A 13,518-nucleotide genomic window follows, 5' to 3' on the forward strand; every position below is an offset into this window, starting at 1 on the left:
GCGAGCCGTCGATCATCCGGCTGCCCATGCGGACGACGAGGCCGCCCAGCAGCGAGGGATCGACGTTCATGTCGATATTGACGTCACGGCCGGCAAGGCTCTTGAGCTTCGCCTTCAATGCGGCGACCTGATCGTCGGTGAGGGGATGCGCGGTAATCACTTCGGCATTCGCCTCGCCGCGATACTGGGCGGCGATGGTCGAAAAGGCGCGGATTGCGGGGCCGAGTTGGGCCAGCCGGCGATTCTCGGCAAGTGTGCCGAGGAACTTGCTGGTCAGTGGATCGAGCTGCAGCGATTCGGACACCGCTTTAGCCGCCGCCACGGCTTCGGAGCGGCCGACAAGCGGGCTGGTGGTCAGCGTCGCGAACTCGCCCGAATCGGCGAGCGCCGATTTGAGCTTCGCCAGGCTGCCCTCGACCGCGTCGAGCTGCTTATTCTCTTCCGCCAGTTCGAACAGCGCCGCCGCATAGCGGCCTGCCAGGCTGGCCTTGATTCCGCCGGAAATATCCACGCGCAAATATGCCCCTAAAGGAGGATGACTGATCCATAGAAAAGGGAGCGGCAAAGCGCCCCCGCTACGGCTGCGGGCCATCTAACAAGGGTCATGCTGCGATGCAAGATGGGACGGGCGAACTTTTCCCCTGAAACCGTTCCGCTCGCCTATTCAGCTGGTGCCTCTTCCTCGTCCGCGGCTTCGCCTTCTTCCGGCTCTGCGATCATCGGCGCGGCTTGCCCCTGCGCCTCCTCGAAAAGGGTCTGCAGGCTCGGCCGGTTGAAGAACACGTAGATCGATCCGGCGACGAGTGCGATCCCGATACCGATGGCGAGGCTGCCGACAAGCGAACCGCGCTGCCAGCGGCCGCGGAAGAACATCGCCACGATGCCGCCCGCGAACAGCGCGGCGCCGATCACAAGCATCGCCACCGCGATCGCGAGGCCCAGTTCGCGGGCTTCGTAAAGAGCCAGGCGTTCCCGGTCGCGCGCCAGCTCTTCCGCGCGGGCCTGCTCCGCGGCTTCCTGCCGGACGCGTTCGGGCAGCGGGATGCACCCTTCGGTCGTGATCTCGGGACGCACCTCGGCGCGCTGGAGAAAGGGGATCAGCTCGCGCGCGGAAATCGCGAAGCCGAACTCCGCGTCATTCTGTTCGGCCAGTGCGCCGAAACTGTTGATGCCTATGATGCGTCCGCATTCGTCGACCAGCGGTCCGCCCGAATTGCCGCGCGCCATCGCGGCCGTGTGCAGCAGAGTATCGACATCGCGCCGGCTGCGGCCTCCGGAAAGCTGGCCGAAGGTGCGCACGGCGGGGGTGGGCTGTACGCGTTCCGTCGCCGATAGATTTTCGGCGAGGTCGACCGATCCCGGATAGCCGATCGCCGCGACCCGGCCCGTGTCCGGAGGACGGCCGGTAAAGACGGGCAGGGGATCGATGATCCCTTCCTCCATCCGGATAAGCGCGAGATCCGCGCGCGAATCGGATGCGAGCAGCGTGCCCGGATAGCGTTGCTCACCCGACGACGGGACGATGCTGATCTCGATGCTGGGCGACTCACGCAGTGGGGCGACGACATGCGCGTTGGTAACGATCAGGCCCGGCGCGACGGCGACGCCGCTGCCATGGCCGAGCAGATATTCGCCGCGCTTGTCTTCCGTACCGATCAACGCGACCCGGACCACGCTCCGCGCAGCAATAACGACATCATTCTCGGTGGCCGTCTGTTCGTCGCCCTTCTGCGCGGACGCCGCAATTGGCAGCATTGCCAGCAAGAGCAGCCAAACCGTTATCCAACGCACCATGGCGAGTTCCCCCTCAGAACAGGCGGGCTTTGTATACGGTAGCGCGGATGGCTGAAAAGGGGGCGGCCGGCTTTAACCGCAATTTTCGGAACGCATATATGCTATGGCCCGCGCATAAGGACGTCATGACACAGCAAGACCTTCTCATCGCACCCGATCTCGCCTGGCAGGCCGTACAGGCGCGCGATCGCAGCTATGACGGCCGCTTCGTGACCGGCGTTTTGACGACCGGCATATATTGCCGACCGTCCTGCGCGGCCCGGCATCCCAAGCGCGACAATGTCCGTTTCTTTACGAACGGCGCCGAGGCGCGCGAGGCGGGCCTCCGGCCATGCAAGCGCTGCAAGCCCGACGATGTCTCGCGTGACGAGGCCGCCGTGGCGCAGGCGGTTGCCTTGATCGAAGGCGCCGAGGAAGCGCCGAAGCTCGACGCGATCGCCGCCGATGTCGACTATTCACCCACCCATTTCCTGCGCGTATTCCGCCGGGCGATGGGCGTGACGCCGGCGGCCTATGCGCGGCGGCTGCGCGCCGAACGCGCCGAGCGGGCGCTCGATAGCGAAGAGCGCGTAACCGATGCCATCTACCAAGCCGGTTATTCGGGGCCGGGTCGCTTTTACGCCGAGACGGGCAAGCGGCTGGGCATGACGCCATCGGCCTGGCGGCGGGGCGGCGAGGGCGTCACGATCCGCTGGGCGATCGCCGAGACGAGCCTCGGCGACATGCTCGTCGCGGCGACCGAGCGCGGGGTCTGCCGATTATCGTTCGAAGAAAATGAGGCGGCGTTGCGCACGCGTTTTCCCAATGCGGACATCGTGCCTGCCGATGATGCTATGGCCGACATTATCGCGAGCGCCGTCGCGGCCGTCGACGATCCGGCGCGCCCGCACGGCCTGTCGCTCGATGTCCAGGGCACCGCTTTCCAGGAAGCCGTCTGGCGCGAACTGACCAGCATCCCGCCCGGCGAAACCCGGACTTATGCCGAAATCGCCGCGGCGGTCGGCCAGCCCAAGGCCGTGCGCGCTGCGGGCTCCGCGAATGGCGCGAACAACGTCGCCGTCCTCATCCCCTGTCACCGCGTGATTCGGAGCGATGGTTCGCTCGGCGGTTATGCCTACGGGTTGAAGCGGAAAGAGGCGTTGCTGGAGAGGGAGCGGCGGGGCTGACCGTTATTCGACGCGGCCGCTGTCTAATTGATCACCGTCGCGCCGCTGTTCGATCAGGCGATCGAGCTCGTCCATCATTGATCGCGCTGCTCCCGAATTATCCACGCCATGAGGGGATTGCATGAGCGGCACGATAGCTTGCCGCGCTTCGTCGTAACGTCGCTGATTGATAAGTTCGTTGATGATCGCACCCCGTATTTCATAACTCTGCGGGACCAATTCCAGCGCGCGTTCGAGCGCGCGATCCGCGATTTCGGGACGCTGGCGGTCGTCGGGATAGGCTCGGTAAAAGCTGAGAAGCGCCAAGGCATTATTCGGGAATATCCGGTTGGCCCTGGCGATATAGTCTCGCGCTTCTGTCCAATAGGGGCTGTCGTCGGATTGCGCATCCAGCGCCATTTCGGTCAGAACCATTCCCTTATACAAATTGGCCTCCAGATTTTCGGGCTCGAGTTCGATAGCTCTATTCGCCGCTTCCAGAGCGCCCGATATATTACCGTCTTCGAGCCGGAGCCGGGCGAGTTCGACATAGGCATTTGCAACTTCAGGATTCTCGCGTGCGGTCTCTTCCGCGAGCGCGAGACCGTCCACGGAATCAGTTGGATACAATAGCGCGACCTCTGCCTCGGCATTGGAAATTCGGTCGATCGCCATCGGAAAATCGGGAATGTCCGTTAGCGTCAATGTGCCGCTGACCGCGCCCCTATCCCGGTAGCGCTGCAACACCTCGTCATAGTCCGCGCCCGTAGCGCCGAAGGTGTCCGAATAGGCGTCCCCCGCCGACGCCCCTTGCTGCATTGCCATCAGATATCGCGTCAGCAGTTCGCGCGCGTCGTCGTCGAAAAAGGTGTAGTGGAAGAAAAGCCAAGCCTGTGCATACAGCATGGGCGACAGATCAGCGCGGTTGGACAGCATGTCGGCAGTCGGAATCCATTCTTGGCGATGGAGCAATGGCCCGTGGCCCGGCGGCACGGCGCCAATCCTTATCCTGCTGTCACTCTCGAACTGTATCTGGCCGTAGAATTCGGCATATCCTTCGACATACCAACCTGGATAATTCGCCGGGAAATACTGCATCATGAAATGATGCGCATATTCGTGGAACAGAACAGAATAGGCGGAAGGTGAATAGCGACCGCGAAAACGTTGCGGCTCAGTCAAAACAGTGAACGGACCACGGGCTAAGGGACGGTAGAAACCACCCAGATCGATTCTTGTCTCGTTGTAAAAGGACTGGACTGTGCTCGCATGTTCAACAGCGAAAACTCTCAATTTGACAGGATCTTGCTCCTGCGCCACCCGGGCGAGACCGGCCATCACATGGTTGAACCGCTCAAGCGTTTGCGTGAAGCGGATCACGTCACGTTCGCGGCCATCCATATAGACGATAAAGTTCTGCGATTCTGCCCGGTGCCAGGCTGCATTCGCTGTCGACTGCATGAAAAGACACGCGACAAAGAAAATTACCCAACGCATAATTACCTCAGCTTTACTTCGATCGCTGATAAACGGAGCAGATTATGTTGTCAGCTTAATCGAAAAGGATTCCTATATTCCACGGGTAATCCGATAATTATGAAGTAGCCATCTAACCTAGGCGCAGGACCAGATAGGCCAGCGCCAGCAACGTGGTGATCGCGATCGCGGCAATATTGAGCAGGCGGATCGGGCTGCCGGGCCTTGCGCCATCGGGCATGGCGCAGCGCGTCACCACCAGATGGTTGAGCAGGGCGATGATCGGGGCGATCAGGAACGAGGCCGAGGTCACGAAATCGATGAAGATGCTGAAATCGGACAGCAGCAAGTAGAGCGCCGCGACCGCGAGGCCGACTTCGGTGAGAATGGCGGCGATATAGGCGGTGCGGAACCGGCTCGTATCGTCGCCGGGTTTCCGGTCGGCATAGGCTTCGGCGAAGCTGCGCGCATAGGCGTCGGTCGCGGCGATGACGGTCGATGCCATGACGGAGAGCGCCGCGATCGAGGCGACAAGCGCGGCCTGTGGCCCCAGGGTGGCGCTGTAGAGCGATATGATCTGCGCTGCGAAGCCGGCGGCATCAGGCGCGGGTTCGATCGCGTCGCCGAACATCACGCCGGCACCCATGATGCAGAAGCACAGCGCAAGGATTGCGGACAACGCGAACGACCAGGCGAAACCGGTGCGCATTTCGAACAGGGTCGACCGATCGTCATCTTGCGCGCCTTTTTCCGCTTCTACTGTCCAGATCGATACCGGCACTGACGCGTCGACCGGATTGGGCATGAAGCCGGCCAAAGCGACGATAAACAGCAGCGTCACCGGATCGCCGACCCATCCGGTGTCGGTCAGGCTGCCCCATTCGACCCTTGGCAGTACCATGACCGTGGCCGCGAGTGTCGACACGATCAGAAAGGCGAGGAGGACCCGGTTGATCCGGTCGAGCCAGCTATATCCGCCGAGAATGAGGATCGCCGTGGCGATGGCGAGTACCAGGGCCGCCAGCGTAGGGATCGGCACGGAGGGGCCCGCCAGGGCCGTCACGATGCCTGCGGTCGTCGCGCTGGTCGCGGCGAGGACGACCGGCGCGATCGGCGCTATGGCAATAATGAACAGGATAAGCGCCCATGGCCCGAGTTCGCGATAACCGTGCAGAAGGGACCGGCGCGTCGCGTGCGCATAATCGACGCCAAACCGAAACGCCGGATATTTGAGGATGTTGATGACGATGATGACGCCGAAGAGCGCCAGTCCGAACATCGCGCCGGCGCGAGTCGACTGGACAAGATGGGAGACGCCGACAGCCGCACCGGAAAACAACAGCCCCGGGCCAATTGCGCGCCAGATGCGCTGGCGGTGTGAAACCATAAGGCCTGCTCTCGTCGACGTCTTTTCGGCGCACGGCCGCGACTAGGTTATTCGCTCTCGTCCTGTGGAAGTTGGTGCATCGCGCGCGCCGCATCCATAATCATGCGTGCGCGCGCTGTTGTTTCGCTTTCATGCGGGCTTTGAGCGATTGGCCCTATGATGCGAGCGGCGTCGGCGAAGCGCTCCTGATATAGGTACTCTTCAGCTAACATAAGGCGGAACTGGCTGTTTTGTTGGACGAGGACAAAGGCGCGCTCAAGCGCCGACACAGCGACGTCTGGGCGGCTCTCCCGATCGGGAAACGAACCGTAATAGGATGCCAGCGCAGAAGGATTGTTCGGATCAGCGTTGTTCGCACGGATAATGTACTCGCGGCTCTGTTCCCAATAAGGGCTTTCAGGATCATCGGCTGCTTCTGCCATGGAGAGCAATATGTCGCCCTTGGCGATATTTGCTGCAACATGATTGGGATCTAGCGACAGCGCATGGTCAACGGCTGCCATGGCTTCGGCATGCTCGTCATCTGAGAGATGCTCCAGGGCCAGTTCAACATGGGCTTGTGGATTGTTCGGATAGTATTCGATCGCCCTGTGAACGGCATATTCCATTTCTCCAGGCGAACGCGGAACCAACAGTGCAATTGTGGCTTCCTCCTCCGAAATCGTTCGTATCGTGATGGCGTCGGGCGCAATAGGTTCGGTTTCCACAACACGGGCGACAAAACGGTTACGACGAAGATAGCCCTGCAAAACGCGGTCGAAAGACCGGTCCCACGCGCCGAAACTTTCTTCATAGGCTTCGCGCCCGCTTTCGCCGTTCTGAAGGCGCGCAAGATAGTCGGAAAGCATTCCTGCAATTTCAGGATCGGTCGCGGCGAAGTGCGTGATCAACCAGCCTTGCGCATAGGTCATGCCGCTATTCTCGACTTCGTTCGAAAGCATGCGATCCGCCCGGATCCAATCGCCATATTGGAAATAGCGTGCACGGTATATCGGCGGATGGCCGACTTCCGCCATTCCGTCATCGCGAAACCGGACGGTTGCGAAATATTCGGCAAAGCCTTCGATATACCAAGCCGGATAATTAGCCGGAAAATATTGGAGCATGAAATGATGCACATATTCGTGAAACAGGATCGTCTGCGGGTCCATCCTGTCATAGCCTGAGCCAAGATCCTGTTCGGGAATGACCGCGATGGGGCCATTCACGGTCCCGGTGTAGAAACCGCCAATATTACTCATCCCGACATAGCGTCCGACAATCTCGGCATTCTCCACCAGGAAAATGCGGACCTTCATTTCAGCGGGCTCAGCGTCTGTGCCCGTAAATCGTCGTAATAGGGCGTCGAACTGTTCGAGTTGGGTCGTGAATCTTAGCAGTTCGCTCTCTTCGGTTTCGGCGTAAACGATAAACCGCGGCGACTCTGCAACGCGCCATTGCGCGTGCACCGGAAAGGCTGAAAATATCGCAGTAAACGCAATCGCGAGCTTCGCAATTTTCTTTGTAATATTCGCGGTCATTAGCTCAGTGTTATTTATTCTCGCACGAAGTCGCAACTTTACAGGAAACTGTACGGATCGACGTCTACCGTAACCCGCACGCCTTTCGGCCAGTCACGGTCGCCGAGCCAGTCGCGGATCACGCTTTGCACGTCGAGCGCGCGCCGGGCGTGGACGAGCAGGCGCTGGCGGTGGCGGCCGCGCAGCATGGCGAGCGGGGCGGGGGCCGGGCCGAGCACCATCATACCCTCGACCTTCGGCGCGGTCTGGCCAATCACGCGCGCGGTCTCGAACGCCTCTTTTTCATCCTCCGAAGAGATGACGATCCCGGCATAACGGCCAAAGGGCGGGGCACCAGCGAAGCGGCGGGCTTCGGTTTCGGCGGCGTAGAAGCTCTCGGCATCGCCCGAGACCAACGCTTCGATGACGGGCGCGGTCGGTTCGTGCGTCTGGATGAAGACGCGGCCCGGCTTGTCGCCGCGCCCGGCGCGGCCTGACACCTGCATGATCTGCTGAAAGGTCCGCTCGGCCGCGCGCAAATCGCCGCCCTGCAGCCCGAGATCGGCATCGACGACGCCGACCAGGGTCAGGTTCGGGAAATGATAGCCTTTGGTGACGAGCTGCGTGCCGATGACGATATCGATATCGCCGGCCTCCATCCTGTGGACGAACTCGGCGGCCTTGGCCGGCGACCAGAGCGTGTCCGAGGTGACGATAGCGGTCCTCGCTTCGGGAAAGAGGGCGGCGACCTCGTCCGCGATCCGCTCGACTCCCGGGCCGCAGGCGACGAGGCTGTCGACCGCGCCGCATTCTGGGCATTCGTCCGGCGGCGGCATGACATGGCCGCAGTGATGGCAGGCGAGGCGGGCGAGCAGCCGGTGTTCGACCATCCAGGCCGTGCAGTTCGGACACTGGAAGCGGTGGCCGCACGTCCGGCATAATGTGAGCGGCGCATAGCCGCGGCGGTTGAGGAACAGCAGCGACTGTTCCTTGCGCGCCAGCGTTTCCTCGACCGCGCGGACGAGCGTCGGCGCGAGCCAGGAGCCGCGCGGCGGCGGATCCTGCAGCATGTCGATCGCGGCCAGTTCGGGCAGTTCGGCCGAACCATAGCGGCCGGGCAGGGTGACGCTCTCATAGCGGCCGATCTCGACCATCTGCTTGGTCTCGATTGCCGGTGTCGCCGAGGCGAGGACGATCGGAAAACTCTCGAAATGCCCGCGCATCACGGCGACGTCGCGCGCATGATACATAACGCCTTCTTCCTGCTTGAAGGCGCTTTCGTGCGCCTCGTCGACAATGATCAGGCCGAGTTCGGGATAGGGGAGGAATAGCGATGAGCGCGCGCCGACCGTGACTTTCGCCTCGCCGGTCGCGATGGCGCGCCAGGCGCGGCGCCGCTCCGATTGCCGCAGCCCCGAATGCCAGGCGACGGGCTCGCAGCCGAAACGTGCGGTGAAGCGCGTGAGAAACGGCTCGGTCAGCGCGATTTCGGGCAGGAGCACGAGCGTCTGGCGGCCCATGCGCAGGGCTTCCGCGACGGCTTCGAAATAGACCTCGGTCTTGCCCGATCCGGTCACGCCGTCGAGCATGATCGGGGCGAACTCCTGAGCCTTAACCGCCTCGACGAGCCGCGCGCTCGCCTTTTGCTGGCCCTCTTCGAGCTCGGGCGGGCCGAAATCGGGATCGGGCAGCGGGAAGGGCGCGTCCAATGAGACCTCGACCGGTTCGAGCGCGCCCGCTTTCACCAGCCCGCGGATCACGCCGACCGAGACCTCGCCGATCTCGGAAAGCTCGCGGATGATGCCCTGGCTGTCGCCGATCAGTTCGAGCGCCTGTTCGCGCTTCGGCGTCATGCGCTCGGGCATCCCGCCGCTTGCGCGATATTCGGTAATCGTCTTCTCGCCCGAGTAGCCGCTGGTGGAGGCAAGGCTCATGCGGAGCACCGAGGCAAGGGGGGCGAGATAATAGTCGGCCGTCCATTCGATCAGCCGGCGCAACGTTTCGGGGATCGGCGGCGAATCGTACATGCCGAGGATCGGGCGCAGCTTCTCCGCCGCGACCGGTTTACCCTCGAGCCGTCCCTCGTCCCAGACCACTCCTGTCACCTGGCGCGGTCCCAGGGGCACTTTCACAATGCTGCCCGGCCGCGCGTCCATCCCGTCCGGCACGCGGTAGTCGAGCGGGCCGAGCGCGGCGTTGAGGATGAGGACGCGGACGCGGGACATGCGCGGCACCATAGGCGATGCGCGCGGCCTGAAAAGCCGAGCCTTGCCGCTTGCCGCTTTGTCTGTGGATAGGCGGGTTAGCGGCTGTCACGATTCCGCGATACGCTCCGCGCGACTCGCCCTTCGACACAGGACCGCCGCCCATGAAATTCTTCGCCGATACCGCCGATACCGCCGCCATCCGCGAGCTTGCCGCCACCGGCCTGGTCGACGGTGTGACGACCAATCCGTCGCTCATTCACAAGTCCGGCCGCGACATCATGGAGGTGACGAAGGAGATTTGCGGGCTCGTCGACGGGCCGGTGTCCGCCGAAGTCGTCGCGACCGAGCATGATGCGATGATGGCCGAGGCCGAAGTGCTGCGGAAGATCGCCGACAATATCGCGATCAAGGTGCCGCTGACCGTGGACGGCCTGAAGACCTGCAAGGCGCTCACCGGCGACGGCACCATGGTCAACGTCACGCTCTGCTTCACCGCCAACCAGGCGCTGCTTGCTGCCAAGGCCGGCGCGAGCTTCATCTCGCCCTTTGTCGGGCGGCACGACGATATCGGCTATGACGGGATGAACCTGATTGCCGATATCCGGGACATCTACGACAATTACGGTTTCCAGACCGAGATACTCGTCGCGTCGATCCGGCATCCGATCCATGTCCTGGAGAGTGCCAAGCTCGGCGCCGATGTCGCCACGATGCCGCCGGACGTGATCCTCAAACTCTTCAATCACCCCTTGACCGACAAAGGCCTCGCGGCGTTCCTCGCGGACTGGGAGAAGACGGGGCAATCGATCGGCTGATGCTTGCTCGGTCCGTATTCCTGCGCAGGCAGGAATCCAGGGCCACTAGCGACAACTTTCGCAGCTCTGGGCTCCTGCCTACGCAGGAGCACGACAGCCTTTCGACGATTGCGCTTCCTTGCTAAAGCAACATTCTTTCAAAAGAAGGTTGCCCTATGTCCGCCGCTCCCACCCTCGATTTCGGCCTCGGCGAAACCGCCGACATGATCCGCGAGACCACCAGCCGCTTCTCGCAGGAGCAGATCGCTCCGCGCGCCGCGGAGATCGACGCGAAGGACGAATTTCCCGTCGATCTCTGGCCGCAAATGGGCGAACTGGGCCTGCACGGCATCACGGTCGAGGAAGAATGGGGCGGGCTCGGGCTCGGCTATCTCGAACATTGCGTGGCGGTCGAGGAGGTCAGCCGGGCGAGCGCCTCGGTAGGCCTCAGCTATGGCGCGCACTCCAATCTCTGCGTCAACCAGATCCGCCGCTGGGGCAATGACGAGCAGAAGGCGAAATACCTGCCCGGCCTGATTTCCGGCGAGCATGTCGGCAGCCTCGCCATGTCCGAAGCCGCGGCTGGCTCCGACGTGGTCGGCATGAAGCTGAAGGCCGAGTCGGTGCAGGGCGGCTATATCCTGAACGGCACCAAATTCTGGATCACCAACGCGTCGCATGCCGATACGCTGGTCGTCTATGGCAAGACCGGCGAGGGATCGGGCGGGATCACGGCGTTCCTGATCGAAAAGGACATGCCGGGCTTCTCCATCGGCCAGAAGATCGACAAGGTCGGGATGCGCGGCAGCCCGACGGCCGAGCTCGTGTTCGACGATTGCGAAGTGCCGGACGAGAATGTGATGGGCCCGGTCAATGGCGGGGTCGGCGTGCTGATGAGCGGTCTCGATTACGAGCGCGCGGTGCTCGCCGCGATCCAGCTCGGCATCATGCAGGCCTGCCTCGATACCGTGCTGCCCTATGTCCGCGAGCGCAAACAGTTCGGCCAGCCGATCGGATCGTTCCAGCTCATGCAGGCCAAGGTCGCCGACATGTATGTCGCGCTCAATTCAGCGCGGGCTTACGTCTACGCCGTCGCGCGGGCCTGCGATGCGGGACTGACGACGCGTTTCGATGCGGCTGGCTCGATACTGCTGGCCAGCGAAAATGCCGTGAAGGTCGCGCTCGAAGCGGTGCAGGCGCTGGGCGGCGCGGGTTATACCAAGGACTGGCCGGTCGAGCGGTATATGCGCGACGCGAAGCTCCTCGATATCGGCGCGGGCACCAACGAAATCCGCCGGATGCTGATCGGCCGCGAACTGATCGGGGCGGCGGGTTGAGCTGGCTCTGGGCTTCCGCGCTCGCGATGGTGCTGACGGCGGCCGTCCATTCCGTGTTGGGCGAGCGGCAGTTGATCGGGCCGCTGCTGGCGCGCGAGACGACCGTGCTGAAACAGCCTTTGGCGCGCAAGGTCGTGCGCTTCGCCTGGCATCTGACGACGGCGCTGATGATCGCGACGGCCGCCGTGGTCGCCTGGCCGAACACGCCGGACAGTCTCGTGCTGGCAATCGGCCTGATCTGGCTCGCCGTGGGGATCGGCGATGCGGTCTATACGAAGGGCCAGCATGTCGGCTGGCCGCTGCTTAGCGCGGCAGGGCTGTTCGCGGTGATCGGCGCGCTATGAACGACACGATGCTCTTTGTCCTGCAATGGTATGGGGCGGCGTCCGGCGCGGTCGCGGCGCTGATCGTCTCGCTCAATCTCGGCGCGCAGAAGACGGGCTATGGGTTCATCATCTTCGTGAGCTCGTCGCTGTCGCTGATCGCCTGGGCGTTCATGGGCGAACAGGGGCTGGCGATCGGCATCCAGAATATCGTCCTGCTCGTCATCAACTGTATCGGCGTCTATCGCTATCTTATCGCGCATGAAGCCAAGGGGGAGGCCGCCAGTTGAGCGCACCGACACTCGATACAAAGATCGATACAAACGGCGAGGCGTTCCGCGCCAACGCCGCGCATAACCGCGAACTGGTCGACGCGCTGCGCGCCGATGTCGCGAAGGCGGCGTTGGGCGGGACGGAGAAGCATCGCGAGCGCCATCTCTTGCGCGGCAAGCTGCTCCCTCGCGACCGCGTCGAGCGGTTGCTCGATCCCGGTTCGCCCTTTCTCGAAATCGGCCAGCTCGCCGCCTGCGACATGTATGGCGGCGAGGTGCCGGGCGCCGGGATGATCGCGGGTATCGGGCGCGTATCGGGCCGCCAGTGCATGATCGTCTGCAACGATGCGACGGTAAAGGGCGGCACTTACTATCCGATGACGGTGAAGAAGCATCTGCGCGCGCAGGAGATCGCGCAGGAGAACCGGCTGCCCTGTATCTATCTCGTCGATAGCGGCGGCGCGAACCTGCCGCACCAGGCCGAAGTCTTCCCCGACCGCGAGCATTTCGGGCGCATCTTCTTCAACCAGGCGAACATGTCCGCGCTCGGTATTCCGCAGATCGCCTGCGTGATGGGCAGTTGCACGGCGGGCGGGGCGTACGTCCCGGCCATGTCGGACGAGACGGTGATCGTCCGCAACCAGGGCACGATCTTCCTCGCCGGCCCGCCGCTCGTCAAAGCCGCGACGGGCGAGGAGATTTCGGCCGAGGATCTCGGCGGCGGCGATCTCCATGGCCGCAAGTCGGGCGTTGTCGATCATGTCGCCGAGAATGACGAACATGCGCTGACCATCGTCCGCGATATCGTCTCGACGCTGAACGCGCCGCACGATCCGGGCGTCAAGCGCATCGAGCCGCGCGCGCCCAAATTCGATCCCGAGGAGCTGTACGGCATCATCCCCGACGATGTCCGCGCGCCCTACGACGTGCACGAGATCATCGCGCGGATCGTCGATGGCAGCGAGTTTCATGAATTCAAGGCGCTCTACGGTTCCACGCTGGTCTGCGGCTTTGCCTATATCTGGGGGATGCCGGTCGCGATCCTCGCCAATAACGGCGTGCTGTTCAGCGAGAGCGCGCAGAAGGGCGCGCATTTCATCGAACTCGCCTGCCAGCGCCGCATCCCGCTGCTGTTTCTGCAGAATATCTCCGGCTTCATGGTCGGCGGCAAATATGAGGCCGAGGGTATCGCCAAGCATGGCGCGAAGCTGGTCACGGCGGTCGCGACGGCGACGGTGCCCAAGATCACCGTGCTGATCGGCGGCAGCTTCGGCGCGGGCAATT

12 protein-coding genes are annotated in these 13,518 nt (G+C 62.9%); 6 read left to right on the forward strand and 6 right to left on the reverse strand.

What is annotated here, in order from left to right; all coding sequences use genetic code 11:
- Together ACTS1Z_RS10910 and ACTS1Z_RS10915 are read right to left on the reverse strand one after the other, a co-directional pair.
- On the reverse strand, positions 1–511 hold a 511-nt coding region (locus ACTS1Z_RS10910; RefSeq protein ID WP_442624491.1), incomplete at its 3' end, for a F0F1 ATP synthase subunit delta.
- Positions 512–660: 149 nt separating this feature from the next.
- On the reverse strand, positions 661–1,794 hold the full coding sequence (locus ACTS1Z_RS10915) for a S1C family serine protease (RefSeq protein WP_442624492.1): 1,134 nt from the start codon (positions 1,792–1,794) through the stop codon (positions 661–663).
- Between the two features lie 125 nt (positions 1,795–1,919).
- Here ACTS1Z_RS10915 and ada point away from each other — a divergent pair, with 125 nt between their 5' ends.
- Complete coding sequence (gene ada, locus ACTS1Z_RS10920; protein WP_442624493.1) at positions 1,920–2,960, forward strand: bifunctional DNA-binding transcriptional regulator/O6-methylguanine-DNA methyltransferase Ada; 1,041 nt, start codon at positions 1,920–1,922, stop codon at positions 2,958–2,960.
- 3 nt (positions 2,961–2,963) lie between these two features.
- Here the strand turns inward: ada and ACTS1Z_RS10925 are convergent, their stop codons facing one another.
- The 4 genes from ACTS1Z_RS10925 to ACTS1Z_RS10940 all read right to left on the reverse strand — a co-directional run bounded on the left by ACTS1Z_RS10925 (position 2,964) and on the right by ACTS1Z_RS10940 (position 9,526).
- On the reverse strand, positions 2,964–4,436 hold the full coding sequence (locus ACTS1Z_RS10925) for a tetratricopeptide repeat protein (protein WP_442624494.1): 1,473 nt from the start codon (positions 4,434–4,436) through the stop codon (positions 2,964–2,966).
- 112 nt (positions 4,437–4,548) lie between these two features.
- Positions 4,549–5,802, reverse strand: coding sequence for an NRAMP family divalent metal transporter (locus ACTS1Z_RS10930; RefSeq protein WP_442624495.1), 1,254 nt, complete (start codon positions 5,800–5,802; stop codon positions 4,549–4,551).
- A 47-nt stretch (positions 5,803–5,849) separates the two neighbouring features.
- Positions 5,850–7,322 (reverse strand): tetratricopeptide repeat protein, encoded by a 1,473-nt coding sequence (locus tag ACTS1Z_RS10935; RefSeq protein ID WP_442624496.1) that lies wholly within the window; start codon positions 7,320–7,322, stop codon positions 5,850–5,852.
- 38 nt (positions 7,323–7,360) lie between these two features.
- Positions 7,361–9,526, reverse strand: a complete 2,166-nt coding sequence (locus ACTS1Z_RS10940) for a primosomal protein N' (protein ID WP_442624497.1) — start codon at positions 9,524–9,526, stop codon at positions 7,361–7,363.
- 143 nt (positions 9,527–9,669) lie between these two features.
- Here ACTS1Z_RS10940 and fsa point away from each other — a divergent pair, with 143 nt between their 5' ends.
- The 5 genes from fsa to ACTS1Z_RS10965 all read left to right on the forward strand — a co-directional run.
- Entirely contained in the window at positions 9,670–10,323 is a 654-nt protein-coding gene (fsa, locus tag ACTS1Z_RS10945) for a fructose-6-phosphate aldolase (RefSeq protein WP_442624498.1), read from the forward strand.
- Between the two features lie 155 nt (positions 10,324–10,478).
- Complete coding sequence (locus tag ACTS1Z_RS10950) at positions 10,479–11,639, forward strand: isovaleryl-CoA dehydrogenase (protein ID WP_442624499.1); 1,161 nt, start codon at positions 10,479–10,481, stop codon at positions 11,637–11,639.
- Positions 11,636–11,983, forward strand: coding sequence for a hypothetical protein (locus ACTS1Z_RS10955; RefSeq protein ID WP_442624500.1), 348 nt, complete (start codon positions 11,636–11,638; stop codon positions 11,981–11,983). The genes ACTS1Z_RS10950 and ACTS1Z_RS10955 overlap by 4 nt, the downstream gene beginning before the upstream one ends.
- Positions 11,980–12,252 (forward strand): hypothetical protein, encoded by a 273-nt coding sequence (locus ACTS1Z_RS10960; RefSeq protein ID WP_442624501.1) that lies wholly within the window; start codon positions 11,980–11,982, stop codon positions 12,250–12,252. Before ACTS1Z_RS10955 ends, ACTS1Z_RS10960 begins: the two co-directional genes overlap by 4 nt.
- A partial coding sequence (locus ACTS1Z_RS10965; protein ID WP_442624502.1) for a carboxyl transferase domain-containing protein occupies positions 12,249–13,518 on the forward strand: 1,270 nt, incomplete at its 3' end. The genes ACTS1Z_RS10960 and ACTS1Z_RS10965, both read left to right, overlap by 4 nt.

The organism is Parasphingopyxis sp. (assembly GCF_052168295.1).
In the GTDB taxonomy this organism is placed as follows: Bacteria; Pseudomonadota; Alphaproteobacteria; order Sphingomonadales; family Sphingomonadaceae; genus Parasphingopyxis.

What these genes read in the sequence shown, in the direction of transcription:
- ACTS1Z_RS10915 (WP_442624492.1), bottom strand. Translation starts at nt 1,794, where the DNA reads ATGGTGCGTTGGATAACGGTTTGGCTGCTCTTGCTGGCAATGCTGCCA.
- ACTS1Z_RS10940 (WP_442624497.1), bottom strand. Translation starts at nt 9,526, where the DNA reads ATGTCCCGCGTCCGCGTCCTCATCCTCAACGCCGCGCTCGGCCCGCTC.
- ada (WP_442624493.1), top strand. Translation starts at nt 1,920, where the DNA reads ATGACACAGCAAGACCTTCTCATCGCACCCGATCTCGCCTGGCAGGCC.
- fsa (WP_442624498.1), top strand. Translation starts at nt 9,670, where the DNA reads ATGAAATTCTTCGCCGATACCGCCGATACCGCCGCCATCCGCGAGCTT.
- ACTS1Z_RS10950 (WP_442624499.1), top strand. Translation starts at nt 10,479, where the DNA reads ATGTCCGCCGCTCCCACCCTCGATTTCGGCCTCGGCGAAACCGCCGAC.
- ACTS1Z_RS10925 (WP_442624494.1), bottom strand. Translation starts at nt 4,436, where the DNA reads ATGCGTTGGGTAATTTTCTTTGTCGCGTGTCTTTTCATGCAGTCGACA.
- ACTS1Z_RS10960 (WP_442624501.1), top strand. Translation starts at nt 11,980, where the DNA reads ATGAACGACACGATGCTCTTTGTCCTGCAATGGTATGGGGCGGCGTCC.
- ACTS1Z_RS10935 (WP_442624496.1), bottom strand. Translation starts at nt 7,322, where the DNA reads ATGACCGCGAATATTACAAAGAAAATTGCGAAGCTCGCGATTGCGTTT.
- ACTS1Z_RS10930 (WP_442624495.1), bottom strand. Translation starts at nt 5,802, where the DNA reads ATGGTTTCACACCGCCAGCGCATCTGGCGCGCAATTGGCCCGGGGCTG.